The organism is Amycolatopsis sp. cg5, from assembly GCF_041346955.1.
Classification (GTDB): domain Bacteria; phylum Actinomycetota; class Actinomycetes; order Mycobacteriales; family Pseudonocardiaceae; genus Amycolatopsis.
In genome coordinates this window covers 3,901,167-3,926,518 of sequence record NZ_CP166849.1, presented here as the reverse complement: position 1 = coordinate 3,926,518, position 25,352 = coordinate 3,901,167, and the positions used below count along the sequence as shown (strand labels likewise).

At 70.0% G+C, this 25,352-nt stretch carries 25 protein-coding genes; 14 read left to right on the top strand and 11 right to left on the bottom strand.

What is annotated here, in order from left to right; all coding sequences use genetic code 11:
- Positions 1 to 51: 51 nt before the first annotated feature.
- Positions 52 to 1,245, top strand: a complete 1,194-nt coding sequence (locus AB5J62_RS17840) for a cytochrome P450 (protein ID WP_370949343.1) — start codon at positions 52 to 54, stop codon at positions 1,243 to 1,245.
- Between the two features lie 69 nt (positions 1,246 to 1,314).
- Here the strand turns inward: AB5J62_RS17840 and AB5J62_RS17835 are convergent, their stop codons facing one another.
- Together AB5J62_RS17835 and AB5J62_RS17830 are read right to left on the bottom strand one after the other, a co-directional pair.
- Positions 1,315 to 2,154 carry an LLM class F420-dependent oxidoreductase gene (locus AB5J62_RS17835; protein WP_370949342.1) on the bottom strand — a complete coding sequence of 280 codons (840 nt, stop codon included), beginning with the start codon at positions 2,152 to 2,154 and terminating at the stop codon, positions 1,315 to 1,317.
- Positions 2,155 to 2,164: 10 nt separating this feature from the next.
- Positions 2,165 to 2,677, bottom strand: a complete 513-nt coding sequence (locus AB5J62_RS17830; protein WP_370949341.1) for a DinB family protein — start codon at positions 2,675 to 2,677, stop codon at positions 2,165 to 2,167.
- A 107-nt stretch (positions 2,678 to 2,784) separates the two neighbouring features.
- On the opposite strand from AB5J62_RS17830, the gene AB5J62_RS17825 reads away from it, so the two are divergent.
- The 3 genes from AB5J62_RS17825 to AB5J62_RS17815 all read left to right on the top strand — a co-directional run bounded on the left by AB5J62_RS17825 (position 2,785) and on the right by AB5J62_RS17815 (position 7,042).
- The gene (locus tag AB5J62_RS17825; protein ID WP_370949340.1) at positions 2,785 to 3,750 is read left to right on the top strand and encodes an SMP-30/gluconolactonase/LRE family protein; all 966 of its coding nucleotides are present in this window, start codon (positions 2,785 to 2,787) and stop codon (positions 3,748 to 3,750) included.
- A gap of 96 nt (positions 3,751 to 3,846) precedes the next feature.
- Positions 3,847 to 5,454 (top strand): GMC family oxidoreductase, encoded by a 1,608-nt coding sequence (locus AB5J62_RS17820; protein ID WP_370949339.1) that lies wholly within the window; start codon positions 3,847 to 3,849, stop codon positions 5,452 to 5,454.
- Between the two features lie 13 nt (positions 5,455 to 5,467).
- Entirely contained in the window at positions 5,468 to 7,042 is a 1,575-nt protein-coding gene (locus AB5J62_RS17815) for a succinic semialdehyde dehydrogenase (RefSeq protein ID WP_370949338.1), read from the top strand.
- A 352-nt stretch (positions 7,043 to 7,394) separates the two neighbouring features.
- Here the strand turns inward: AB5J62_RS17815 and AB5J62_RS17810 are convergent, their stop codons facing one another.
- Positions 7,395 to 10,796 carry an indolepyruvate ferredoxin oxidoreductase family protein gene (locus AB5J62_RS17810; protein WP_370949337.1) on the bottom strand — a complete coding sequence of 1,134 codons (3,402 nt, stop codon included), beginning with the start codon at positions 10,794 to 10,796 and terminating at the stop codon, positions 7,395 to 7,397.
- 151 nt (positions 10,797 to 10,947) lie between these two features.
- Here AB5J62_RS17810 and AB5J62_RS17805 point away from each other — a divergent pair, with 151 nt between their 5' ends.
- Positions 10,948 to 11,397 carry an Lrp/AsnC family transcriptional regulator gene (locus AB5J62_RS17805; RefSeq protein WP_370949336.1) on the top strand — a complete coding sequence of 150 codons (450 nt, stop codon included), beginning with the start codon at positions 10,948 to 10,950 and terminating at the stop codon, positions 11,395 to 11,397.
- A gap of 6 nt (positions 11,398 to 11,403) precedes the next feature.
- Here the strand turns inward: AB5J62_RS17805 and AB5J62_RS17800 are convergent, their stop codons facing one another.
- On the bottom strand, positions 11,404 to 11,754 hold the full coding sequence (locus AB5J62_RS17800; RefSeq protein ID WP_370949335.1) for an STAS domain-containing protein: 351 nt from the start codon (positions 11,752 to 11,754) through the stop codon (positions 11,404 to 11,406).
- 178 nt (positions 11,755 to 11,932) lie between these two features.
- Between AB5J62_RS17800 and AB5J62_RS17795 the strand changes: the two genes are divergently transcribed.
- Positions 11,933 to 12,343: an ATP-binding protein gene (locus tag AB5J62_RS17795; RefSeq protein WP_370949334.1), complete on the top strand. Its 411-nt coding sequence runs from the start codon at positions 11,933 to 11,935 to the stop codon at positions 12,341 to 12,343.
- On the opposite strand, the gene AB5J62_RS17790 is transcribed toward AB5J62_RS17795, so the two are convergent.
- The 4 genes from AB5J62_RS17790 to AB5J62_RS17775 are packed head-to-tail and all read right to left on the bottom strand — an operon-like array spanning position 12,318 to position 16,615.
- Entirely contained in the window at positions 12,318 to 13,109 is a 792-nt protein-coding gene (locus AB5J62_RS17790) for an alpha/beta fold hydrolase (RefSeq protein ID WP_370949333.1), read from the bottom strand. The genes AB5J62_RS17795 and AB5J62_RS17790 overlap by 26 nt on opposite strands.
- Complete coding sequence (locus AB5J62_RS17785; protein ID WP_370949332.1) at positions 13,102 to 14,382, bottom strand: bifunctional o-acetylhomoserine/o-acetylserine sulfhydrylase; 1,281 nt, start codon at positions 14,380 to 14,382, stop codon at positions 13,102 to 13,104. The genes AB5J62_RS17790 and AB5J62_RS17785 overlap by 8 nt, the downstream gene beginning before the upstream one ends.
- The gene (locus AB5J62_RS17780; RefSeq protein ID WP_370949331.1) at positions 14,379 to 15,386 is read right to left on the bottom strand and encodes an isopenicillin N synthase family dioxygenase; all 1,008 of its coding nucleotides are present in this window, start codon (positions 15,384 to 15,386) and stop codon (positions 14,379 to 14,381) included. The genes AB5J62_RS17785 and AB5J62_RS17780 overlap by 4 nt, the downstream gene beginning before the upstream one ends.
- Positions 15,387 to 15,418: 32 nt before the next feature.
- On the bottom strand, positions 15,419 to 16,615 hold the full coding sequence (locus AB5J62_RS17775; protein ID WP_370949330.1) for an FAD-dependent monooxygenase: 1,197 nt from the start codon (positions 16,613 to 16,615) through the stop codon (positions 15,419 to 15,421).
- A 95-nt stretch (positions 16,616 to 16,710) separates the two neighbouring features.
- Between AB5J62_RS17775 and AB5J62_RS17770 the strand changes: the two genes are divergently transcribed.
- Both AB5J62_RS17770 and AB5J62_RS17765 read left to right on the top strand, forming a co-directional pair.
- Positions 16,711 to 17,277 (top strand): TetR family transcriptional regulator, encoded by a 567-nt coding sequence (locus AB5J62_RS17770; protein ID WP_370949329.1) that lies wholly within the window; start codon positions 16,711 to 16,713, stop codon positions 17,275 to 17,277.
- Positions 17,278 to 17,358: 81 nt separating this feature from the next.
- Entirely contained in the window at positions 17,359 to 17,493 is a 135-nt protein-coding gene (locus AB5J62_RS17765; RefSeq protein WP_370949328.1) for a hypothetical protein, read from the top strand.
- Positions 17,494 to 17,547: 54 nt separating this feature from the next.
- Here the strand turns inward: AB5J62_RS17765 and AB5J62_RS17760 are convergent, their stop codons facing one another.
- From AB5J62_RS17760 to AB5J62_RS17750, 3 genes are all read right to left on the bottom strand, one after another.
- The gene (locus AB5J62_RS17760) at positions 17,548 to 18,060 is read right to left on the bottom strand and encodes a hypothetical protein (RefSeq protein WP_370949327.1); all 513 of its coding nucleotides are present in this window, start codon (positions 18,058 to 18,060) and stop codon (positions 17,548 to 17,550) included.
- A 48-nt stretch (positions 18,061 to 18,108) separates the two neighbouring features.
- Positions 18,109 to 19,113, bottom strand: a complete 1,005-nt coding sequence (locus tag AB5J62_RS17755; RefSeq protein WP_370949326.1) for a DUF1684 domain-containing protein — start codon at positions 19,111 to 19,113, stop codon at positions 18,109 to 18,111.
- Between the two features lie 633 nt (positions 19,114 to 19,746).
- The gene (locus tag AB5J62_RS17750; RefSeq protein WP_370949325.1) at positions 19,747 to 20,298 is read right to left on the bottom strand and encodes a helix-turn-helix domain-containing protein; all 552 of its coding nucleotides are present in this window, start codon (positions 20,296 to 20,298) and stop codon (positions 19,747 to 19,749) included.
- A 48-nt stretch (positions 20,299 to 20,346) separates the two neighbouring features.
- On the opposite strand from AB5J62_RS17750, the gene AB5J62_RS17745 reads away from it, so the two are divergent.
- The 6 genes from AB5J62_RS17745 (at position 20,347) to trpA (ending at position 25,341) form a co-directional block, all read left to right on the top strand.
- Positions 20,347 to 21,306, top strand: coding sequence for an NAD(P)/FAD-dependent oxidoreductase (locus AB5J62_RS17745; RefSeq protein ID WP_370949324.1), 960 nt, complete (start codon positions 20,347 to 20,349; stop codon positions 21,304 to 21,306).
- Between the two features lie 24 nt (positions 21,307 to 21,330).
- Complete coding sequence (locus AB5J62_RS17740) at positions 21,331 to 21,504, top strand: hypothetical protein (RefSeq protein ID WP_370949323.1); 174 nt, start codon at positions 21,331 to 21,333, stop codon at positions 21,502 to 21,504.
- A gap of 102 nt (positions 21,505 to 21,606) precedes the next feature.
- Entirely contained in the window at positions 21,607 to 22,809 is a 1,203-nt protein-coding gene (locus tag AB5J62_RS17735) for an amidohydrolase family protein (RefSeq protein WP_370949322.1), read from the top strand.
- A 78-nt stretch (positions 22,810 to 22,887) separates the two neighbouring features.
- Positions 22,888 to 23,307, top strand: a complete 420-nt coding sequence (locus tag AB5J62_RS17730; RefSeq protein ID WP_370949321.1) for a hypothetical protein — start codon at positions 22,888 to 22,890, stop codon at positions 23,305 to 23,307.
- Positions 23,308 to 23,377: 70 nt separating this feature from the next.
- Positions 23,378 to 24,562 carry a tryptophan synthase subunit beta gene (gene trpB, locus AB5J62_RS17725; protein ID WP_370949320.1) on the top strand — a complete coding sequence of 395 codons (1,185 nt, stop codon included), beginning with the start codon at positions 23,378 to 23,380 and terminating at the stop codon, positions 24,560 to 24,562.
- Positions 24,559 to 25,341: a tryptophan synthase subunit alpha gene (gene trpA, locus AB5J62_RS17720; RefSeq protein WP_370949319.1), complete on the top strand. Its 783-nt coding sequence runs from the start codon at positions 24,559 to 24,561 to the stop codon at positions 25,339 to 25,341. The genes trpB and trpA overlap by 4 nt, the downstream gene beginning before the upstream one ends.
- Positions 25,342 to 25,352 lie beyond the last annotated feature (11 nt).

Below are 25,352 nucleotides of genomic sequence, written 5' to 3'. Positions count from 1 at the left end.
CGGCCCGCCGGTAAGATTCGGCGGTCCACTGGGGGGTGCTAGGGGGTTTCGATGTTCGACACGTTGTTCGACCAGAAGTACTTGGAAGATCCGCACGCCGTGTACGCCAGGCTGCGCGCCGAGGAGCCGGTGCACCGCACCGCCACCCCACACGGCGTGCAGATGTGGGTGGTCAGCCGGTACGCCGACGTCCGCGAGGCGATGACCGATCCGCGGCTGAGCAAGGATTTCACCAACAATCCCGGCGTCATCAAGGCGAACACGCTGCCCGGCGGCGACAGCAGCGGCTACGAGGCGACCGTGCCGCACAACATGCTGTTCGTCGACGAGCCCGACCACGGGCGGCTGCGCCGGCTCGTCACGAAGGCGTTCACCGCCAAGCGCGTGACGGCACTGAGGCCGCGGATCGAGGAGATCAGCACGGCGCTGCTCGACAAGGTCGGCCCCGAGTTCGACCTGATGCACGACTACGCCGTGCCGCTGCCCGCCATGGTGATCGGCGAGCTGCTCGGCGTGCCTGAGGACCACTGGCCGCAGCTGATCAAGTGGTCCAACACGACCATCGAGGGCGGCGCGCTCGATCCCGAGGAGGTCGTCAAGGCGGCGACGGACTTCACCGACTACCTGGCGCAGCTTTGCGAAGAGCGGCGCGCGGAGCCGAGGGACGACCTCTTCTCCGCGCTCGTGCAGGTGCAGGACGAGCACGGCTCGCTGAGCCAGCGTGAGCTGGTCGACACCGCGTTCCTGCTGGTGGTCGCGGGCCACGAGACGACCGTGCACCTCATCTGCAACGGCATGCTCGCGCTGCTGCGTCACCCCGACCAGCTCGCCAAGCTGCGCGGCGAGCCCGCACTGCTGCCGGGCGCCATCGAGGAACTGCTGCGCTACGACGGTCCGATCAGCACGTCGACGCTGAGGTTCACCACGGAGCCGGTCGTCATCGGCGGCACGGAGATCCCGGCGGGGCAGCTGGTGCTCGTGTCACTGCTCGCGGCCAACCGCGACGAGGAGCGCTTCGGCACCGCGTCGCTCGACATCACCCGGTCCGCGGCGCAGCACGTGGCCTTCGGGCACGGGATCCACTACTGCCTGGGCGCGCCGCTGGCCAGGACCGAGGGCGTGATCGCGTTCCGGCACCTGCTCGACCGGTTCCCCGGCCTCGAGGTGACCGTGCCGGAAGCCGAACTCGCCTGGCGGCCGGGCTTGCTGATGCACGGCCTGACCAAGCTTCCGGTTCGCGCCTGACTGCTACTGGGGGTCGTGAGTGGTACGGCCGGTTCTAACCGGTCTAAACACTCACGACCCCAGTCGGGCTCAGCGCAGTGGTTCGAGCGCCTTCGCGAGCGGTTCGAGCACGGCCGGGGTGTGCGGCGGCGGCAGGTAGATGATCGCGAGGTCGAGGCCCGCTTCACCGAGGGCCTCGGCCTCCGCGGCGACCTTGGCGTAGTCGCCGTCCGCGCCGAGGCGGACGTGCGAGGACAGGGTGATCTCGCCGGGATCGCGGCCGATGTCCGCGCAGTGGCGGTGCAGCACGTCCCGCTTGTGAGCGAACTCCTCCGGCGTGCCGCCGACGAAGTTCCAGTGCTGGGCGTACTTCGCGGTCGTGCGCAGTGTCCGCTTCTCGCCGCTGCCGCCGATGCAGATCGGCGGATGCGGGCGCTGCACGGCCTTCGGCTCGCAGCGGGCGTCGGTCAGCTGGTAGTGCTCGCCCTGGAACGTGGTGGTTTCCTGGGTCAGCAAGCCGACGAGTACCTCGCAAGCCTCTTCGAAGCGGTCGCTGCGTGCCTTGATCGAGCCGAGTTCCATGCCGTACGCGCCGGACTCCTCCTCGTTCCAGCCCGCGCCGATCCCGATCTCCAGCCTGCCGCCGGAGACGATGTCGAGCGTCGCGGCCATGTTCGCGAGCAGCGCCGGGTGCCGGTAGTGGATACCGCTGACCAGCGTGCCCACCCGGAGCCGCTTGGTGGCCTGCGCGAGCGCGGTGAGGGTGACCCAGCCTTCGAGGCACGGGCCGGTCGGGTCGGAGAAAATGGGATAGAAGTGATCGAAGGTCCAGCCGGATTCGAACAGCTCGATCTCGTCGGCGGCCTGCCACACGGCGAGCATGTCGGCCCACTCCGTGTCCTGCGGTGAGGTTTTGATCGCGAAGCGCATGATTTCGATCCTAAACCTGGAGTTCCTCCAGTGCGGCCTGGATTTGTTCGCGCAGGATGTCGCCGTGACCCGCGTGCCGCGCGAAATCCTCGATCAGCAGCAGGTACACGAACCGCAGGCTGACCTCGCCCACGATCCAGTGCTCACGGAGGTCGTCGAGCTCGAACCGAGACGCGATTTCGCGGGACCGCGCACTGGTGCGCTCGAACTCGGCGATCACGTCGTCGAGCGTTTCTTCTTGCGTGACAACGAAACTCCCGTCACCGCCGAGCGCGCGACCGTCGCATTCGGACTCGGGCAGGCCGAGCATGGTGCGCTGGAACCACACCCGCTCGGCGACGGCGGCGTGCTTGACCAGTCCGATCGGCGTGGTCAGCGACGGCACCAGGCGACGGCGCGCGTCGGCTTCGGAAAGGCCGCGCGCGGTGTCGACGACCGCCTTGCGGTTGCGGTCGAGCATGTACTCGAGCAGGTCGCGCTCGGTTCCGGTGGTCTTCTTGGGGAATTGCGACAACAGGGACATCGGGGTACCGGCTTTCGTGGTAGTCGAGGTACTAGGAACCGCGGGGTCTGGCGAGACCCCGCGGGGCGAAGAAGGCTGAATCGCGACTACTGGAGGGATTCGGGAAAATGCGATTCAGAAATCGACTGGCCTTGCCGCTGCTGCTGACCGCGGCGATCGGCGGGCTCGTGGCGCCGCCCGCTCAGGCTCATCCGGCGCGGGACGTGGAGGTCACGGCGCCTTCGCTCTATCCGGAGGGGGTGGCGTGGGATCCGACCAGGCAGAGCTATCTGGTGGGCTCCGTCAGATTCGGCACGGTCGCGATCGTCCAACGCGACAAGACCGTCCGCACGCTCGTGAGCGACCCGGCCATGGTATCGATTTTCGGCATCAGTGTCGACGCGGCGCGCGGCAGGCTGCTCGTCACCTACGCCGATCTGGGGCTCGGCGAGCGGTCCGGCCCCGCGACCGTCAACCGGCAGTCCGGGCTCGGGATCTTCGATCTCCGTACCGGGCAACGGATTTCGCTGGTCGACCTTGCCGGTGGCGCCGGTGAGCACGCCGCGAACGACGTGGCCGTCGACGCGCGCGGCAACGCCTACGTCACCGACACCGTCGGCGACGCGCTGCTCCGGGTCGATCCGCGTGGCCGGATCACCGCACGGGTCACCCACCCCGATTTCGCGGCGCCCGGTTTCGGGGTCAACGGCATCGTCTGGCATCCGGACGGGTTCGTGCTCACGGTCGTCTACAGCACGGGCCGGGTGTTCAAAGTGGACATGGACTCCGGCCGGGTCGACGAGGTGAAGCTCGACCAGCCACTGCTCGGTGGCGACGGGCTCGTCCTGCGCCGCGACGGCTCGCTCGTGTCAGTCACCAACAGCCTCGGCGCGGCGGGCGTCAACGGCGTCCGCGTGCTGACCTCGGGCGACCATTGGCGCACGGCACGCCAGTCACCGGTCACGCCGTGGACCGGCGGCGCACCGACCACCGCGGCGGCGGGCCCGTTCGGCACCGCCGTGCTGACCGGCCACCTCGAAGCGCTGACCACGGGTGACACCTCGGCGCGGACGTTCACCCTGCGCCGGTTCTGACGGCCGGGCCGTTGCGGAACCGGGCGGCGAGGCTATACGGTCTGAGCAGGAACTAGAACAGGTTCCAGTTTCGCCGGGCCGTACCGAGGAGCGCATATGGACGAGGCCGACTACGTGGTCGTCGGATCGGGTAGCTCGGGAGCCGCGATCGCGGGGCGGCTCGCCCAGTCCGGCGCCAGCGTGATCGTGCTCGAAGCGGGCAAGACCGACGAGAAGATGCTGGTCAAGAAGCCGGGTCTGGTCGGCCCCATGCACGCGGTCCCCCAGCTGAAGAAGCCGTTCGACTGGGGTTATTACTCGGTTCCGCAGAAACATCTGCTCGACCGGCGCATGCCGGTGCCGCGCGGCAAGGTGGTCGGCGGCTCCAGCTCGATCAACGGCATGGTCTACGTCAGGGGCAACCGCGCCAACTTCGACGACTGGGCCGCCGAGGGCAACACCGGCTGGGACGCCGACAGTGTCAACGCCGCCTACAAGCGGATGGAGGACTTCGAGGACGGCGAGAACACGTTCCGGGGAGCGGGCGGCCCGATCCGGGTCACCCGCAGCAAGACCCCGCAGGAGGGTTCCCTGCTGTTCCTCGAAGCCACCGCGGACGCGGTCGGCTGCAAGATACTCGACGACTACAACGCCGAGTCGCAGGAAGGCGTCAGCCGGATGCAGCAGAACGCCGCGGACGGCCTGCGCTACAGCGCGTCACGCGGCTACCTGCACCACCTCGCTCCCCCGACGCTGCGATTGCGGTCAGGGGTGCTGGTGAAGAAGGTACTCATCGAACACGGCCGTGCCGTCGGCGTCGAGGTCACCGACGCCGACGGCACGCACCGCACGATCCGCGCCGGCAAGGAGGTCATCCTCTCGGCGGGCTTCGTCGGCTCGGCGCAGCTGCTCATGCTGTCCGGGATCGGCCACGCGGCGCATCTCAAGGCACACGGCATCGACGTGCTCGCGGACCTGCCGGTCGGCGACAACCTGCACGACCACATGTTCCACGCGCTGACCTTCACCGTGACGTCCAGCCGCAACAAGGGCGCGCCGAGCTACTTCGCCCGCGGCCTCGTCAAGGAGATGCTCAAGCCGGGCACCACGTTCCTGGCGAACTCGGTGTTCGAGGCGGTCGCGTTCCTCAAGACCTCGCAGGCGGGCGCGATCCCCGACCTCCAGCTGCACCTGCTGCCGTGGGCGTACGTCTCGCCGAACCAGGACGCGCCGATCAGACACGACGTCGACAAGCGGCCCGCGCTCACCGTGCTGACCACGCTGATCTACCCGAAGAGCCGCGGCACCCTGCGGCTCGCCTCCGCCGATCCGACGGCGACGCCGCTCATCGACTTCCAGTACCTGGCCGATCCCGCCGACCTCGAAGTGCTCGGCGAGGGCTCGGAACTGGTCCGCGAGATCTTCGCGTCGAAGGCGTTCAAGGGCTCGGTCAAGGAAGAGCTGCACCCCGGCAAGGGACTGCGGGGCCAAGAGCTGCGCGACGCGATCCTCAACCGCGCGACCTCGGTCTATCACGGTGTCGGCACCTGCCGGATGGGTGTCGACGAGCTCGCGGTCGTCGGCCCCGACCTCAAGGTCCGCGGCATCGACGGCCTGCGGGTCTGCGACGCCTCGATCATGCCGTCGATCACCGGCGGCAACACCAACGCGCCCGCCATCATGATCGGCGAGATGGGCGCGCGACTCGTCCTTTCCGGCAGCTGAGGGAAGAAGGGCCATGACCGTCACCCCGCTCGGCCTCACCCGCCCGGCCTCGGCCACCGACGCGCTGCTGCGCAGGCTGGTGGCCCGCGTGCCCGGCTCGTCCGGCGCGACCTGGAAGCTCACCGAGGTCTACACCGGCGAGACGCTCGTCGAGCTGCCGCAGTCGACGCCGACCGACATCGAGCGCGCGTTCGCCGAAGCTCGCGCGGCGCAACGGAAATGGGCCGCGACGCCGCTCAAGCAGCGCCTGGGCGTGTTCAAGCGGGCGCACACCCTCTTCGTCGACAACGCGCGCACCACCACGGACCTCATCCAGGTGGAGAGCGGCAAGAACCGCCGGATGGCGATCGAGGAGACCTGCGATCCGGCGATGGTGATGAGCCATTACCTCAAGCGGGCGGCCAAACTGCTGGCGCCGACCAAGCGCGGCGGGCCGGTCCCGCTGCTGACGACCTCGACCGAGATCCGGCAGCCGAAGGGTGTCGTCGGCATCATCGCGCCGTGGAACTTCCCTTTCGCCACCGGCATTTCCGACGCCGTGCCCGCGCTGATGGCGGGCAACGCGGTCGTGCTGAAGCCGGACAACAAGACCGCGCTCTCACCGCTCTACGGCGTCCAATTGCTTGAGGAAGCCGGGCTGCCCAAGGGTTTGTTCCAGGTCGTGTGCGGCGAGGGCCCCGACGTCGGCCCGACGCTGATCGACCAGGCCGACTACGTGATGTTCACCGGCTCGACGGCCACCGGCCGGGTGATCGGTGAACGGGCGGGCCGCAACCTCATCGGCTGCTGCCTCGAACTCGGCGGCAAGAACCCGATGATCGTGCTCGAAGACGCCGACATCGCCGAGGCCGCGCAGGGCGCGATCTTCGGCGCGTTCGGCAACACGGGCCAGATCTGCATGCACATCGAGCGCATCTACCTGCCCGAGTCCCGCTACGACGAGTTCAAGAACGCCTTCGTGGCCAAGACCGAGGCGCTCGACGTCCGCGCCGCCTACGACTTCGGCCCCGACATGGGCTCCCTCATCTCTCCCGACCATCTGCGCCGCGTCAAGGCACACGTCGACGACGCCGTCGAGAACGGCGCAACGGTGCTCTGCGGCGGCAAGCCGCGCCCCGATCTCGGTCCCGCGTTCTTCGAGCCGACGATCCTCGAAGGCGTCACGAAGGACATGCTCTGCGGCGTCACCGAAACCTTCGGACCCGTTGTGGCACTGCACAAATACCGCACAATCGACGAGGCCATCGCACTCGCCAACGACACCGACTACGGCCTCAACGCCTCGGTCTGGGGCCGCGACGCCGACGCCGCGCGTGCCGTGGCCGCGCGCATCGAGTCCGGCAACGTCAACATCAACGACATCCTCGCGACCGCGTACGCAGCCAAAGGCACCCCGTCCGGCGGCGTCAAGACCTCCGGCGTCGGCGCGCGGCACGGCGACCAGGGCCTGCTCAAGTACACCGACGTCAAGAACCTGGCCGTGCTCAAGAAACAGGTCATGGGCCCACGGCCGGGCCAGGCCTACGAAAAGTACGTCGAGGGCATGCTTTCCGGCCTGAAGCTCATGCGGAAATGGCGTATCCGCTAGCGCGGTCGTGAGTGGTACGGCCGGTTCTACTGCCCGGAAGGGCATACGTGGCGGGCACTTTTGTGGCCGTTGCGCAAGGCGGGACGACGTGAACGCCCCGTTCGCAACGTTGAAAGTTGTGAACGGGGCGTTCACGTCGTTTCGCTGGTGAACCACGCCCGGTTTTGTGTCCATAAAGGACGCCAGGCGCGAAATGTGGTCCGTTATGTCTTATTTGCGCGGTTGCGGTGGGGTCTTGCACGTGACGAAGGGAGCCCATGTCACGCTCAGCGTTACAAGGGTGGCCTTTGTGTGGTTCAGCCGCGCCCTCGTCATGGCCGAGCGAGAGACGCCACATTTACCCCTCCGCTCTCTAACCGGCCAAAACACTCACGACCCGACTCCGCAGCACGGCCTGCTCCCGGCGGTAGGCGTCCACATTGGCCAGTTTGATGTCCTCGTAGCCGCGGATCAGGTCCGGCAGCTCGGCCAGCGCGAGCAGGCTTTCCCGGTCCACGCCGGCGAACGCGGCGAGGATCGTCTCGCGGTAGTCGTCGATCAGCTCGCGCTCGACCTTCCTGACCTTGGCCGCGCCGAACGGGTCCAGCCGGGTGCCGCGGAGTTTCCGCGCGGCGCGCAACGCGACGAACACCGGCCGGAAACGCTGTCCCAGCGAGATCTTGCGCTTCATCCCGAGCGCGCGGAGCACCGGCGGGTGCAGGCGGTAGGCGTACCGGCTGCCGACGCCGAACTCGGCCTCGATCCCGGCGATCACCTCGGGGTCGAGCGCGAGGCGGGCGACCTCGTACTCGTCCTTGTAGGCCATCAGCTTGTGCAGGTTCCTGGCCACCGCCTCGGTGACGGCGGTCGAGTCGCCTTCCAGCAGGCGCACCCGCTCCACGAACTCGGCGTAGCGGCGTGCGTAGCGAGCGTCCTGATAGGACACCAGCTCGGGAACGCGGATGTCCAGCAGGCGCGCGAGTTCCGAACCCGGCTCGGCCTTGACGAGCGCACGCGCGGCGAGCGCCGCCCGCGACGGCGTGCGAGTCACCGTGACCGCGGCCGGCGTCGCCAGCGCGTCCGGGTCGGCGACGAGCTGCCTGCCACGGCGGAAGGCCTGCAGGTTCCCGGCGACGGCGACGCCGTTGAGCTCGATCGCGCGTTCTAGGCTCGCCGCCTCCAGCGGGATGACGCCGGTCTGGTAAGCCGCGCCGAGCTGGAGGATGTTGGCGAACTGGTCGTCGTCGAACAGCGTCTCGGCCAGCGCGCGGGCGTCGAGCACGACGGTGCGCACGGCGCTCGCGGAGATCGCGCCGCGCACGGCTTCCGCGTCGGGGAAGGACACGGTGGTGTCGACGATCATCCGGCCGGTCGGCACCTCGGTGGTGGAGACGACGGCGGTCGTGCGCGCGGCGTCGGCCACCGACAGCTGGGCGGGATCGGCGCCGACCAGCACGTCACAGGCCAGGTAGAGGTCGCATTCGCCGGTCGCGAGCTTCGGCGCCTGCGCGGTCACTTCGGCGGTGATCTTCAAGTCGGAGACGACCGCGCCGCCCTTCTGCGCGAGCCCGGTCTGGTCCAGCGTGCGCACGTGCCGGTCTTCGAGCACGGCGGCGGTGGCGAGGATCTGCGCGACGGTGACCACGCCGGTCCCGCCGACGCCGGTGATCCGGACGGTGAAGTCGGTGCCGGTGCGCGTCGGCTCGGGCAGTTCGGCCGCGCCGAGCTCACCCAGGCCGCGCCGCTGCTTGCGGCCGGTGGGCACCACGGTCATGAACGACGGGCAGTCGCCTGCGAGGCACGAGTAGTCCACATTGCACGAAGACTGGTGGATCGTGGTCTTGCGGCCGAACTCGGTCGCCACCGGCTGCACCGAAAGGCAGTTCGACTTGGCGCCGCAGTCGCCGCAGCCCTCGCAGACGCGCTCGTTGATCACGACCTTGGCCGCCGGGGTCTCCAGCTTGCCGCGACGGCGCTTGCGGCGCTTCTCCGCGGCGCATTCCTGGTCGTGGATGAGCACGGTCACGCCGGGCACCGCGGCCAGTTCTTCTTGCGTGGCAATCAGTTCGTCGCGATGCCGGAGGTCGACTCCGGCAGGCAGGCGCACCCGGCGGAACTTGGTCGGCTCATCGGTCGTGATGACCACCTTGGCGACGCCTTCGGTCAGCAGCAGCGCCGCGAGCCGGTCCACCGGCAGCCCGCCGACGGCGTCCTGGCCGCCGGTCATCGCGACGGTCGAGTTGTAGAGGATCTTGTAGGTGATGTTCACCCCGGCGGCGACCGCGGCACGCACCGCGAGGCTGCCGGAGTGGGTGAACGTGCCGTCGCCGAGGTTCTGCACGAAATGCGTGGCCTCGGCGAACGGCGCCATCCCGATCCACTGGGTGCCCTCGCCGCCCATCTGAGTCAGCCCGACCACGTCCCCGACCTGCTCGGGCTCCATGAACAACGCCATCGCGTGGCAGCCGATCCCGCCGCCGACCACGGTCCCTTCGGGCACCTTCGTCGAGGAGTTGTGCGGGCAGCCGGAGCAGAAGTACGGCGTGCGCGCCAGCAGCGGCACGGCGATGCGATCGCGGCGGCGCCGCTGCCGCCACGCGCCGACCGACGGGATGTCGCCGAGCCTGCTCGCCAGCGCGGTGGCGACGCGCTCGGGGTCGAGTTCACCCAGCTCGGTGCACAGGGTGCGGCCGTCGGGACCGGTCTTGCCGTACACGGCAGGCGCGCCCGCGGTGCCGTACAGCACCTCCTTGACGGCCGCTTCGAGGAACGACCGCTTCTCCTCGACCACCACGATCTCGGTGAGCCCGTCGGCGAACTCACGCACGATCGACGGCTCCAGCGGATAGATCGCGCCGAGTTTGAGGATGCGGATCCCGTTGCGGGTCAACGCTTCCTCGTCGAGACCGAGCAGCCGCAGCGCCTGCATCAAGTCCAGATAGGGCTTTCCGGCGGTGATGATCCCGATGCGGTCGCCAGGTCCACTGTGGACGATCTGGTTGACCCCGCTCACCCGGAGGTACTCCACGGCCAGCGGCAGGCGTTCGGTGAAGAGACTGCGTTCCAGCGCCATCAGGTTGGTGCCGAGCAGCCGCGCGCTGGGCTGGTGCCGATACGGCTTGAACCCGGCGCCCAGCTCCGGCGCGGTCCACTGTGGCCGGACACGGGCGGTGCCCGCGGCGTCGGCCACGTTGGCCACCAGCTTCATCGACGACCAGAGCCCGCTCGCCCTGGACAGCTCGACGGCGTGCAGCCCGAAGTCGAGCACGTCCTGCGAGTCCGCCGGGTAGAACACCGGCATGGCCAGGTCGGCCAGCGCGAGGTCGGAGGCACACGGCACGGTCGACGACTTCGCGTTGGGATCGTCGCCGACCAGCGCCACCGCACCACCGGCCGGAGCGGTGCCCGCGAGGTTGGCGTGCCGCAGCGCGTCGGTGGCCCGGTCGAGTCCCGGCGCCTTGCCGTACCAGACGCCGGTGGCGCCGGCGAGCTGGCTGCCCATGACCGAGGTCGCGGCCAGCTCCTCGTTCAGTCCCGGCCGGTGCACCACGCCGTGCTTGTCCAGCAGCACCGACCGCCGCCCGAGTTCGAGGTCGTACCCGCCCAGCGGCGACCCCTCGTAGCCGGAGACGAACACGCCGGGCGACGACGTCCCGGTCGCGCGGTCGTGGCGCACCCGGTCGAACAGCATGCGCACCAGCGCCTGCACCCCGCTCAGGTAGACGGTGCCGTCTTCCCGCAAGTACCGGTCTTCGAGCGTGAACTGCTCCGCCACACCGTCCTCCTCCGCCGTCCTTCGCAGTAGGAGACCCGTCTGTCCGGCCAGGCCGCAACAGCCGGGCCCAAGTTGGCGGTTCCCACGCAAAATATCCACGCTTCGCGCGCTTCTGGACGATATTTGTTGTGCGAGACTACGCTCCGACCTCATGCTCATCGACGAGACCGACCGCGAGATCCTGGAGCTGCTGCGCGAGGACGCCCGCCGCACCCTCGCCGACATCGGCGCCCGCGTGACCCTGTCCACCGCGGCGGTCAAACGCCGCATCGACCGGCTGCAGGAGACCGGCGTCATCGTCGGCTACACCGTCCAGCTCGATCACACCAAGCTCGGCTGGGGCATCGAGGCGTTCACCGAACTCCGCTTCACCGGCACCACGAAGGTCGGCGAGATCGTCCGCACGACCACTCGGATGCCCGAGGCGCAGGCGGTCTTCACCATCGCGGGCGACCCGGACGCGCTCGTCTGGCTCCGCGTCCGCGACATGGCCCACCTGCAGCGCACCATCGACGAGATCCGCACCCACCATCAGGTCACCGGCACCAAGACGCTCATCGCGCTCGACTCCTGGATGCGCGGCCAGCAGTGGCCTGCTTGATCAGCGCTACGACTCCCAAGCCGCTCGGGCGTCGGCCGTGCTGGCGTACATGGTGAAGAAGCCGGTCAGCCCGACCAGGTCGAGTGTCCGGCTGAGCTGGGGCGGCACCGCGGCGAGCGCGATGCCCGCGTCGGCGGCGAGCGCGTGGTTGCGGGCCGCGATCAGCACGGCGACGCCGCTCGAGTCGCAGAACGCCAGCTCGCCGAGGTCCACCACCAGCTGCTGGCCCTTCTCCAGGGTCAGCGCGCCGATCGCTTCGAGTGCCTCGGGGGCGACATCGGCGTCGAGCTCACCGGCGAAGCCGAGCACGGGCCCGGCGGCGGTGAGGAGCGTGGTGCAGGTGAAGTCCGTGGTCACGGCTGGTCGTCTCCAAGAACGGGGATGCGCACGTCCACGATCGACATCCTTTCACCCGCACCGGTGCCGGGCATGGTGAGCGCTGATGAGCGTGGCGGCGTGGTGGGTGTCACCATATTGGGTGCAGCCGAACCACCCCACGCTCTTCGTCAGCGGGGACCTACCGCTGAGGAGCGTCGTGAGCGTCGAGCACAGACAAGGTGAGCACGAATTCCCCGTCACCGCCGGGCCGTTCGCGCTCGCCCCGATGCGCGCGTGGCTGCGCGAGCGCCTGGTGGACGTGCCCGCCGAGGTCGTGGCGGACGCCGAGCTGCTGGCCACCGAGCTGGTCACCAACGCCTTCAAGCACGCCGGCGGCGTGCTGGCGTTCCGGATGTGGCAGCCGTCCGGCCGGGCGGTGGTGCGGCTCGAGGTCGACGACCCGCGTCCCCAGCTGCTGCCGGAGCTGCGGGGCGAGCGCCCGGTGCTGGAGCCGGGCGGGCGCGGGCTGCTGCTGGTCAAGGCGCTCAGCTCGGCTTGGGGCGTCGAGCACGCGCTGGCGCACAAGACGACCTGGGCCGAGATCAGCCTCGTACCCGCTCCGCGATGAACGTCGTGAAGACCCGGTAGACCTCCTCTCGGTCCAGCTCGTTCAGGATGTTGTGGCGATCGTCGGGGAAGACGACGGCCCGCGCGTCCGGCAGCAGCTCGGCGGCCCGGAGCGCGCCGGCGACCGGCGCCATGTCGTCCGCTTCGCCGTGCAGCAGCAAGACCGGCTGGTTCAGCTCGCCGAGCGCGTCGGCCACGCGCGGCGCGGCCTCGACGAGCGCACGCAGCGTCTCCATCCGCAAGCCGCCCTGCCAGGTCAGCGGATCATCGCGGATCTGCTGGGCGTATCCGGCGTGCCTGGTCATTTCGCCGGGGTCCTTGCGCAGCTCCCATGGATCGATCCCGCTGGCGAGCAGCACGGCGAGCCCGCCGGAGGGATCGGGCACGAGCGACGACCCGGCGAGCACCAGCGCGGCCGGGTCGGCCTCGCCCGCGAGCAGGGTGGCGACGGTCGCGCCGAGCGAGTGCCCGGCCAGCACCAGCGGAAGCCCGGGATGCGCGGCCCGCGCGAGGCCGACGAGGGTGGCCGCGTCGGCCACCAGATCGTCGACCGAGTCGATCAGCACGCGCACGCCCTCGCTGCGGCCGTGCCCGGCGTGGTCGGCCGCCCAGACGGCGAACCCGGCTTCGGTGAGCGCTTCCGTGAGCGGCCCGTAGCTGCCGATGTGCTCACCGAGGCCGTGCAGGAACACGACCAGCACGGTCGGCTCCGCCGGGCTCCAATGTCCATAGTGGACTTTGCCGTTGACGCCGTTGAATTCAGCCATCGCGCAATCCCTGGTCCAGGTCGGCGATGAGGTCGCCGGCGCCTTCGAGGCCCACCGAAAGCCGGATCAGCCCAGGCGTCACACCGCTGGCGAGCTGCTGCTCCCGGTCCAGCTGTGCGTGCGTGGTGGACGCCGGATGGATCACCAGGCTGCGCACGTCGCCGATATTGGCCAGGTGGCTGAACAACCGCAGGCGGCCGACGAACCGGCGGCCCGCTTCCAGACCGCCCATCAGCTCGAACGCCACCACCGCGCCGACGCCGAGCGGGAGGTACCGCTTCGCCACGTCGTGCCAGGGGTTTCCCGGCAGGCCCGCGTAGTGCACGGCTTCGACTTCAGGCCGCTCGGCGAGCCAGGCGGCGACAGTGGCCGCGTTCGAAACATGCCGTTCCATCCGCAGCGACAACGTCTCGATGCCTTGCAGCAGAAGGAAACTGTTGAACGGCGAGACCGCGGGGCCGAGATCGCGGACGAGCTTGGTGCGCAGGCGCAGGCTGTAGCCGAGTTCGCCGAACTCCTGTCCGAAGACGAGCCCGTGGTAGCTCGGGTCCGGCCGGGTCAGCTGCGGCCAGCGGTCCGGCTCGGCCGTGTAGTCGAACCGGCCGCCGTCGATCACCACGCCGCCGATGCCGGTTCCGTGGCCGGACAGGAACTTCGTCGTCGAATGCACCACGATGTCCGCGCCGTGCTCCAGCGGCCGCGCGAGGAACGGCGTCGGCACCGTGTTGTCCACGACCAGCGGCACCCCTGCGGCGTGCGCGATGTCCGCCACCGCGCTGATGTCGAGCACGTTGCCGCGCGGGTTGCCGACGGTCTCCGCGTAGAACGCCTTCGTCTCCGGCCGGATGGCGGCGCGCCACTGGGCCAGATCGTCGGGGTCGCGCACGAAGTCGACCGCGATCCCGAGGTCCGCGAAGGTGTACGCCAGCAGGTTGTACGTGCCGCCGTAGAGGCTCGCGGCCGCCACGACGTGGTCACCGGCGCGCGCGATGTTCAGCAACGCCAACGTCGACGCGGCCTGGCCGCTGGCCACCGCGACCGCGGCGACCCCGCCTTCGAGGTCGGCGAGCCGCGCCTCGACCACCGCGGTCGTCGGGTTCGACAAGCGCGTGTAGGCGTGTGTTTCCAGGTCGCGCAAGGCGAACGCCTCGGCCGCGTGGTGCGCGTCGTCGAACGCGAACGACGTGGTCTGGTAGATCGGCGTCGCGCGGGCGCCGGTCGTCGGGTCGGGCTGCGCGCCCGCGTGGATCTGCCGGGTCTCGAAGCTGCTCATGCCCGCTCCCCCACCACGTCGCCCCACCAGCGCTCGGCGACCTTCGGATGCGACCGCAGCCAGCCGACGAGCGCGTTCTCGCCGAACGCCGCGTGCAGCGGATTGTCCGCGTCCTGGCTGACGCCCTTCGCGTGCGCGGCGAGCTCGGGCGGCAGCTTCAGCGGCTCGACGACCGCGTCCAGCCTGGGGCCCAGGAAGAACGGCACCGAGAACCGCTCGACCCCGGCGGGCGGGCTCACCACCCGGTGCCGGGTCGCCGTGAGGTAGCCCTGCGTCGCGATCTCCAGCATCTCGCCGATGTTGAACACGAAGCTCCCCGGCACCGGGGTCGCGTCGATCCAGCCACCGTCGGCCGCCTGGACCTGCAGGCCGCCGATCTCGTCCTGCTGCAGCAAGGCGAGGTAGCCGTAGTCCTTGTGCGCGCCGACGCCCTGGTCCCGCTCCGCCGACGGCCGCCCCGGGTAGCGGATGATCTTGACGTGCGTGGACGCCTCGTCGTCGAACCAGACGTCGAAGTAGCCCTCGTCCTGACCCAGCGCGGCGGCCAGCGCGCGCAGCACCTCGCGGCTCACCCGCAACGCCTCCGCCTGCCACGCCAACGTCGTTTCCCGCAGCGACGGCAGCGATTCGGGCCACTGGTTCGGGCCGATGAGCCGCTGCCACGCGGGACCGCCCGCGACCGGATCCCGCTCCGGCCCGATGTCGATCTGTTCACGCCAGTCGGGTGACCCGCCGGTGTATTCGTAGCCGGTCCTCGTGTAGCCACGGAACTGCGGCGAATGGATGTTCTCGATCGCCAGCCGCCGCTCGACCGGCAGCGCGAAGAACTCCTTGGCCACGTCGAAGATCCCGGTGGTCAGCCGGTCCGGCACGCCGTGCCCGACCACGTAGAAGAAGCCGACCTCGTGCGCGGCCCGCCGGAGCTCGGCGAGGAACTCCGCGCGGTCCGCGGCGGGGTCGCGGAAGCGTCCGATGTCGATCAGCGGCAGCGATGGCGTAATCACTCCCTCACCCTATGCGGTGGGACCGACAATTCTCACACCGTGGACGGGACCGACTCGCGGCCGTGCTCGGTCGCGGCGAACGCCCGCTTCATCAGCGGCCGCAGCAGTTTCGACTGGACCGTGCGCATCACCCAGGCGTTGAACCGGATGCCCCGCTTCGTGTTCGGGGCGGCCGCCGCGACCCGGCCCGGCGGCAGCTTCTGCGCCGACTCGACCCTGGGCCGCATGGCCGACTCGAACGCAGCCAGCGCGGCGGGCAGCCTGCCACCGGCCTCGCGCAGCGCGGACGCCAGCTCGGCGGCGCCACGCAGCGCCAGCGCGGTGCCGAGGCCGCTGAGCGGGCTGGCGCACCAGGCGCTGTCGCCGACGAGCACGACCCGGCCGTCGTGCCAAGTCGGCATGTGCACCTGGTCGAGGGTGTCGAGCGAGAAGTCCTTCGCCGTCTTGGCGGCGTCGAGGAACTCGTGCGTGCGCCAGCCGACGCCGGCGAAGGTCTCCTCCAGCAAAGCGAACCTGGCCTCGTGGTCACCGCGCGGCGGCAGCGTGTCGGCGCCGAAGGTCATGCCGATCTCCTGCTGACCGGCGTGCCCAGGCCTGGCCGCGACGGCGCGGCGGCCGGGCGCGTTGTGCATGAGGAACCAGCCGTCGAGTTCCGGTGTCCCCGGCTTCTCGTCGAGCGTGAACCAGGCGTGCGCCAGGCCGAGCGGCCTGCGGTACCGCACCTCCGGGCCGAACCGCAGCGCGCGCACCCGCGAGTGCGCCCCGTCCGCGCCGACGACCAGGTCGAACACCTCTTCGTCGCCACCGCGGAAGCGGGCCAGCACGCCGTTCTCCTGGTCCTCCAGCGCCTCGACGGTCTCGCCGAAGCGGTGCGTCACGCCGGGCCCGGCCGCCTCGTGGATGATCCGCGCGAGGTCGGTGCGCAGCAGCTCTTCCTTCGAGACCAAACCCTTGCCGTCAAAGGCTTCCACCGGCATCTTGGCGAGCGGGCGCCCCGTCTCGTCGATCCACGCGGCGCCACTCTGCGGGACCAGGCACTCCAGCGCCTTTTCGAGCAGGCCCGCGTTCTCCAGCACCTCGCGGCTGTCCCCGCGCAGGTCGACGGTCTGCCCGCCGGTCCGCAGCGCCGGCGCGATCTCGGCGACCGTCACCAGCCAGCCGTCGCGCTCCAGCAACAGCGCCAGCGTGTCGCCCGCGATCCCGCCGCCCACGATCAGTGCCTTGGTCATGTCCTGCCCCCGTAACTCCTAAGTGCGAATCTTTCGCGTTTAAAGCTAGCGCACCTCGAGGTGCTAACGCAACTGATTCGCGATAGCCTTCTCGCATGGCCCAAGCGACAGGCGTGACGCGCCCCGGCGGACGCACCGCCCGAACCAGGGACGCCGTCCACGCGGCCACCCGCGAACTACTGGCCGAGTCCACGGACGGCACCATCGACGTCGCCGCCGTCGCGGCCAGGTCGGGCGTGCACATCGCGACCATCTACCGCCGCTGGCGCACCGCGGAGGGCCTGATCATCGACACGGTCGTGGAGGAACTCGGCGAGCGCTCCCCCGTGCCCGCCACCGGTGACCTGCGCGCCGACATGCTCGTCTGGGTCACCAAGCTGCTCACCGACCTGCGCTCGCCCAACCAGATGGCCTTCTTCAAGGCGATGGCCAGGGCGGGCGAGAACGGGCTGTCCGACATCGGGCAGTTCGCCGGACCACGCGTCCGCCAGTTCGAGGCCACCCTGGAGGCGAGCGGCTCGACCACGCTCGCCTGGCTGGACATCTTCGAGCTCATCCTCGCCCCGGCCTACATCCGCGCGCTGATGTCGATCCCGCTGGATCCCGACACCGACGCCGAGCGCCTGGTCGCCAATCTCCTCGCGGTCCGCGACGCCCGCTGACTGTGTCGCGGGTCACGGAATGTCTGCCGGGTCACGGCGCTACATCTGGTTACACAGGTTCGTGATCAAGGGAGTGACACCATGTCCGCCACTGTTTCGCCGTCGTCGCCGGAGGCCGCCGCGACGCTCGTGCCCGCGCTCGACGACTTCGACTTCCCGCTCACCGACGGCGCCGCCTGCCGCATCGACGACCCGGACTGCGAAGCCTGCCAGTAAGGACTCGTGAGTGGTATGACCGGTTCTAACCGGCCATACCACTCACGACCCTGGTCAGTGGGCGAGCGTCTTGACCGTGACCACGAGCGCGCCCAGCGCGAGCAGCGCGACCACGAGCAGCAGCCGTTTCCAGAGCGGCAACCGCGTCCGCCGGGCGGCGAGCAGCGCGAACAAACCCAGCGACACCACCGAAACCCAGATCCCGGCCTTCAGCGCGACCTCGTAGCGAATCCGGCCGAACGCGGCGAGGATCAGCAAAACCAGCGGAATCCCGGACGCCTGCAGGATCTGCGCTGACGCCCGCGCGGCGGTCACCGCTTCGAGGCCGTGCAGCCGTTTCCCGTGCGCGGCCAGGTGCGCGACGTGTTCCGACAGCAGGCTGGCGGCCCAGAGCCCGCCCGCGGCCACCGCGACGTCGACCACCGCGACCCACGGCGAAGAGTCCGCGGGCCGGACCAGGACGAGAAGCGTGCTCAAGCAGGCGATACCGCCGTAGATCCGCTCACGCAGCACCGCCGCGATGTGCTCGGGCGCGACATCCTCGTGCTGTGTCCGCCTGCCGCGCATGCCCGCTCCTCCGCTGCCGATTCCGGCTGATCGTGCCACACGCGGGTGTTACGACTCGTCCGGCACGAAGTTCGCGTATTCCTCGATCCGCGTGATGAGGCCGTCCTCGAAGCGGAAGTACGCCGCCGCATGGACACTGCCACGCGTACCGTCCTTTGTGGTCACCCGCACCGCGTGCTGCTGCAGCACCTCGTCCGGCCCGGTGAGCTGCCGGGTGATGTCGTAGCGCATCGACTCGATCGTCTCGGACTGCGCGGCCATGGACCTCATGGTCTCGTCGATCGACGCCTGCCCCTTGCCGTCGTTGTGCCAGACGGTGGCCGAACCGGCGCACAACGCCCGCGCGGCCGTCCACTCCGACTTCTCCAGATGCCGCAGGAACGCGATCGCCTTCTGCCCGAGGTCGTAGACGAGCGCGCGCTCCCCCGCCTCGACACGCAGCGGCAAACTGTTGCCAGGCGGTGAAAGCGGGCAGGTGAACACCGCGGGCGACAGGTGGTGATACGACAGCGTCGCCCGATTGAAGTCGACCATCACCGGACTGCCCGGCTCAACCTGCGGCAGCACCAGCCAGCGGCCGATCGCGGGCGTTTCGGTTCCGCTGGTCTCGTCCGTGAACACCACCAGACGCTGGCCCGGCATGTCTTCGAGCACCGCCAGCGTGTATTCCGTCCCGCCGATGGTGACCACGAGATCGACCGGCGACGCGATGGCTTCCGTGCTGCGCGGTGACGTCAGCCTGCCGACCTCGATGCGCCGCCCGGCAGTCGCCTCCCGGTACTCACCTTCGAAAACCCACGCCGGGTCGTACGCGTAGGTGTCGACGCCGCTGGGCGCGGGCGCCTTGTCGTTCGTGACGATCAAGCCGTAGCCGCCGTCGGCGCCGGCGGGCGTGGTCGTGACGGTCAAGCCTGCGCCGGTAGGCCACTCCCCCGGCGCCGGGTGCGATCCGGAAACCCTCGCGACGCCAACGACTTTCGCCTTGCCCGCGATCTCCTCTCGCCTGCTCTCCAGCCACTGCGCGTACTCGACGTCCATGAGAAATCCCTTCATCGCCTGTGCCTCCCAAGCTAGGACGACCATGCGCCAAAGGCATACGATCTTGCCTGAAACGCAAGAACCCGCCCGAAAACCTGGCGGCGCGGGCAAAGGCTGGGATGCCTGGGTGCCGCGGCGTGGGGATAAAGCCCGCTTTACTCCGCCTGAGGTCCCAGGCTCGCGCTGACGGCAGGGTTCGCGTGTATGAAGGCTCCCTTCATACAGCTCGGCCTGCATGAAGGGAGCCTTCATACAGCATGGGCGTATGAGGGGAGCCTTCATCAAGTTCGGCGTGTATGAAGGGAGCCTTCATACAGGCCCTCCAGCGGCGGAGGTGGCGGCCGGTGTCCTGAGTGGACAGTTGATGGGCGCCCAGGGAACCCCACGGGTGACGCATGGGTCTGGCTGGTCAGGGCCTCCCTCACCCGACTGCAAGTGGTCAGGGCCTCCCTCACCCGACATTTCGGGTCAAGGAGGCCCTCACTCGGCGGATCCGGGTCAGGGAGGCCCTGACTCGACAGGGCTTGGGTGAGGGAGGCCCTCACTCGACGTGCTCGGGGTGAGGGAGGCCCTGCCCCACAACCGGAGGCAACGAGACGGACCCCAAGCCTCGTGAGCGTCGCGGGCGGCTAGAACCGCCCGCAACGCTCACGAGGCATGGCCCCGGCGAGCGTCGCGGTCGAAGATGCCCAGGATCTCGCATGGGCCTCCTGCGGTCCCGACGGCGTGCGGCAGCATCGTCGGGAACTCCGCCGCCTGGTTGGTCTCCACGCGAAGACGCCGGTTCCCGAGCAACAGGATCGCGGTCCCCGAAAGCACGACCAGCCATTCGCGGCCGGCGTGCGCGCGCAAGCGGGACGGGTTGTCCGGCGGCGGATCGACCAGACGCTGACGCATGACCGCCATGCCGGGATCGGACTTGATCGGCCAGCGCAGCTGCCCGTGGTCGTTGATCGGATGGCTGACCACGTCGTCGGTCGCCGTCTCGACCAGCTGGTCGAGCGAGGTGTCGAGCGCGCGGGCGAGCGTGACGAGCTGGTCCAGCGCGAGGCGGCGCTGGCCGTTCTCGATCCGGCTGAGCGTCGACTGGCTGAGCCGGGCGCGGGTCGCCAGTTCCTCCAGTGACCAGCCCTGGGCGACCCGCAGTGCGCGGATCCGTTTGCGCACGAGGCCGTCCAGCTCGCCATCTTCTTGCGTCATAGGCAAGAGTGTATGCGTTGAACGCAAACCGCGCTTACGTTCGTCACCATGACGAACACCGAAACCATCGACGCCATCGTGATCGGCGGCGGCGCCGCGGGACTCAACGGCGCGCTGATGCTGGCGCGCTCCCGCCGCTCCGTGACCGTGATCGACAGCGGCTCCCCGCGCAACGCGCCCGCCGACGGCATCCACGGACTGCTCGGCCACGACGGGACCCCGCCTGCCGATCTGCTGCGAACGGGACGCGACGAAGTCCAGCGCTACGGCGGGCGGATCATCTCCGGCGAGGTGATCGGCGCGGTCCCGGCCGATGGGGCCTTCGCCGTCACCTTGGCGGGCGGCGAAACCCTGCGCGCGAGGCGGCTGCTCGTCGCCACGGGACTTCGTGACGTGCTGCCCGACGTGCCCGGACTGGCGCGGCACTGGGGACACGGCGTCGTGCACTGCCCGTACTGCCACGGCTGGGAAGTGCGTGACGAACCCATCGGCGTGCTGGCCGTCGGACCCGCTTCCGTCCACCACGCGCTGCTGTTCCGCCAGCTGAGCGACGACCTCGTCTACTTCACCCGCGACACCGGACTCGACGAGGACACCCGCACCCGGTTCGCCGCGCGCGGGATCCGGATCGTCGACACCCCGGTCGCCGCCATCGAGTCCACTGAGGACGGTGAGATCGCCGGAATCCGGCTGGCCGACGGGGAGTTCGTTCCGCGCGCGGTCGTCGCGGTCGCCACCAGTATGCAGGCGCGCGTCGAAGGCCTCGCCGGTCTGGCGTTGCCGATGGAAGACCTGCCGAACGGGATGGGCCGCCGCATCGCGTCCGGCATGGCGGGCACCACGGCCGTGCCCGGCGTCTGGGTCGCGGGCAACGCCACCGACCTGAGCGCTCAGGTCGGCGCCTCCGCCGCGGCGGGCGCGCTGGCGGGCGCCCACCTCAACGCCGACCTCGTCGCCGCCGACACCGACGCGGCGCTCCTGGCCTACCGCGCCGAAGTCCTACGATGAGCCGGAGGCGGCGATCGGGGGACGATGACCAGGAACGCACGGGACCGGTTCATCGGGCGCGCGGCCGAGCGCGAGGTGCTCGGCGACATCGATCCGGCCGAGGCCGCACGCCGACCTGTTCGTCTGCGGCGGCGCGGGTGTCGTCGCGATCACCGGCTCGGCGCGGCTCGGGTTCGGCCTCGCAGCGGCAAGGGTTGACGAACCGGCAGATCGCCGCGTGGGTGGCGGGCGCGAGGATGGGTACCGAACCTCAGTAGCACTACGGATGTCCGCGCGGCCGCCGCGGCGCAGGCTCGCCGCATGACAACGAACCCGCTCACCGTCCTGCGCGCCGCGTGGCTGTTCGACGGCACCGGCGACACCCTGACGCCCGACCCGGCCGTCGTGCTCGACGGCGGCAAGATCGTCGCGATCGGCACCGAGGTGCCCGGCGGCGCCACCGTCGTCGACCTCGGCGAGGCGACGATCCTGCCAGGACTGGTCGACACCCACGTCCACCTGGCCTTCGACTCGAGCTTCGACCCGGTGGCCGGGCTCGCGGGCCGCGACGACGCCGAGGCGTTCGCCGCGATGGCCGCCGCCGCCCGTGCCGCGGCGCGCGGCGGGGTCACCACCGTGCGCGATCTCGGCGACCGCGGCTTCCTCTCGCTCGGGCTGCGCGACGCGGCCGCGTCGGACCCCACGCTGCCGACGATCGTCGCGGCCGGTCCGCCCATCACCAGTCCCGGCGGCCACTGTCACTTCCTCGGTGAGGAGGCGGACGGCGCCGACGGCATCCGCGCGGCGATCCGCGAGCACGCCGCACGCGGGGTGGACGTCATCAAGATCATGGCCAGCGGCGGCAACATGACACCGGGCAGCAAGCCCGAGCTCGCCCAGTTCGGCCTCGACGAGCTGCGCGTGGCGGTCGAGGAGGCGCACCGGCACCAGCTGCCGATCACCGCGCACGCGCATGGGACCCAGGCGATCGTCGACGCCGTCGCGGCCGGCGTCGACGGGCTCGAACACGTCAGCTTCATGACCGAGGACGGCGTCGACGAGATCCCGCCCGGCCTGCTCGCGACCCTCGTGGAGCGGCAGACCGCGCTCGGCGCGACGCTCGGTTTCGTGCCGGTGCCCGGCGTCGAGATGCCGCCTGCGCTCGCCACCAGGATGGCCGCCATGGAGGCGAACCTGCGCAAGCTCTACGAGGCGGGCGCGCTGATCGTCGCGGGCACGGACGCGGGTATCGCGCCCGTCAAGCCGCCGGACGTGCTGCGCTCGGCGCTCACGCAGCTGCTCGGCCTCGGCATGAGCCCGGCGGAAGCGTTGCGCGCCTGCACTTCGCGGGCGGCGGCCGTGGTCGGGCTCGGCGACCGCAAGGGCCGGATCGCACCCGGCTACGACGCCGACGTGCTCGTGGTCGACGGCGACCCGCTGCGTGATCCGGGCGCGCTGCACCGGATCCGGGCCGTCTACGTCCGGGGCAGTTCGGCCGATCGGGTGAACGCGGCACTCGTCTGAAAATTTCCTCCTCGGGTTGTCGATCCGGCCGGAAGCCACTCGACGAAGGGGTAAGAACCCGAAATCGAGGAGCTCAAGATGACTGCCACCATCGCCACCCAGGTCCGCACCCCCGTCCGCGTCGTGACCGCCACCGCCCGTGTCCTGATGGGCTTGGTGTTCACGGTGTTCGGCCTGAACGGCTTCCTGATGTTCATGCCGGGCGACGCCAGCGGCATGCCGGAGGGCGCGCTGAAGTTCTCGATCGCACTGTTCGAGACGGGGTACATGAACCAGCTGGTCAGCGGCATCCAGCTGCTCGTCGGCGTGCTGCTGCTGGTCAACCGCTTCGTCCCGCTCGCGCTGACCCTGCTCGCGCCGATCGTGGTCGGCATCTTCGCCTTCCACCTGTTCCTGGCGCCGTCGGGCCTGCTGATCGCCGGCGCGGTCGCGGCGGGCGAGATCTACCTGGCCTGGGCGCACCGCGACGCCTTCCGCCCGATGCTCCAGTCCCGCTGACTGTTCTAGAACTGTCTGGCCCATCTGTGGTACACAGTGGTCAGACAGTTCTAGAACAGTTGGAGGCGAGATGGACACGCGCAGCATGGCCGTGGACGCCCACGAGCCCGCGGGACTCGGCCGGTTCGGCGAGTACGGGGGCCGGTTCGTGCCGGAGTCGCTGATCGCGGCCTGCGAAGAGGTCGAGCACGCGTTCCGGGATGCCTGGGCCGATCCCCTGTTCCACGGCCAGCTCGATCGGCTGCTGACGGTCTACGTGGGACGCCCGACCCCGTTGACGCCCGCCTGGCGGCTGTCCGCGGAGCTCGGCATCACGCTGCTGCTCAAGCGTGAGGATCTCGCGCACACCGGCTCGCACAAGGTGAACAACGTGCTCGGGCAGGCGCTGCTCGCCAAGCGCATGGGCAAGCGGCGGCTCATCGCGGAGACCGGCGCCGGCCAGCACGGCGTCGCCACCGCGACCGCGGCGGCGCTGCTCGGGATGTCGGCGACGGTGTTCATGGGCGAGCGTGACATCGAACGCCAGGAACTCAACGTGTTCCGCATGCGGATGCTCGGCGCCGAGGTCGTCCCGGTGCTCTCGGGCAGCCGGACGTTGAAGGACGCGTGCAGCGAAGCGTTGCGGCACTGGGTTTCCTCGGTCGAGGACGGCTACTACTGCCTCGGCTCGGTGATGGGCCCGCACCCGTATCCGTGGATGGTCCGCGAGCTCCAGCGCGTCATCGGCGACGAAGCCCGCACGCAGTGCGCGACCGAGTTGCGCACCGCCACCCCGGATTTCGTGGTCGCCTGCGTCGGCGGCGGATCGAACGCGGCAGGCACGTTCGCCGGCTTCGTCGACACCCCCGCGCGGCTGATCGGCGTCGAGCCCGAAGGCGGCGCCGCGATCAACTCCGGTCTTCCCGGGATCCTGCACGGCTTCCGCACCAAGGTGCTGCAGGACGAGCACGGCCAGATCAGCGAAGCGCACTCGATCGCGGCGGGCCTCGACTACCCCGGAGTCGGCCCCGAGCACGCCTACCTCGCCGATCTGGGCCGCGCCCGGTACTTCACCGTCACCGACGCCGAGGTGCTCGACGCCGTCCACCGGCTCGCCCGCGCCGAGGGAATCCTGTGCGCGCTGGAGTCCGCGCACGCCGTCGCCTGGGTGCTGCGGGAGGCCGAGAACGGCGAGATCCCCGCGGGCTCGACGGTACTGCTCACCCTCTCCGGCCGCGGCGACAAAGACATGCACACCTTGATGGAGCGCTCGTGAACGCACTCGAAACCCGCACCCGCGCGACGCGCGAGCAGGGCCGCAAGCTCCTCGCGCCGTACGTCACCGGCGGCATCACCGACGACTGGACCGACTACCTGCGTGCCTACCAGGACGCGGGCGCCGACCTCATCGAGATCGGCCTCCCCTTCTCCGACCCCACCCTCGACGGCCCGACCGTCCAGCAAGCGTCCGACCGCGCTTTGAGCCGCGGCACGACCGTCGACGGCATACTCGAAGACCTCACCAAGCTCGACCTGTCCATCCCGCTGGTCACGATGACGTACGCGAATTTGGTGCTGCGCAACGGCGCCGGCACGTTCTGCGCCGCACTCCGCGACGCGGGCGTCACCGGTCTGATCGTCCCCGACCTCCCGGTCGACGAGATGGCCCCGGTGTCCGAAGCGGCCGTCCGGCACGGCATCGACCTGGTGCTGCTGGCCGCCCCGTCGACCGGCCCGGACCGCCTCCGCACGATCGCCGAACGAAGCCGCGGCTTCGTCTACGCGGTCAGCCTGATGGGCACGACCGGCGAGAAACACGACCTGCCATCGGAGGGCCGCACACTCGCCCGGTCACTCGGCGGGCTCACGGATCTCCCCGTGCTGGTCGGTTTCGGCGTCTCCCGCCCCGAGCACGCCGCCGAGGCCGCCCGCTACGCCGACGGCGTGATCATCGGCTCGGCCCTGATGCGTAAAGTGCTCGACGGCAGCAGCGCCGACGACCTCTACGCGGAGCTGGCCGGCATGCGCACGGCACTGGACGCAGTAGACGACTGACGAGGTGAAGC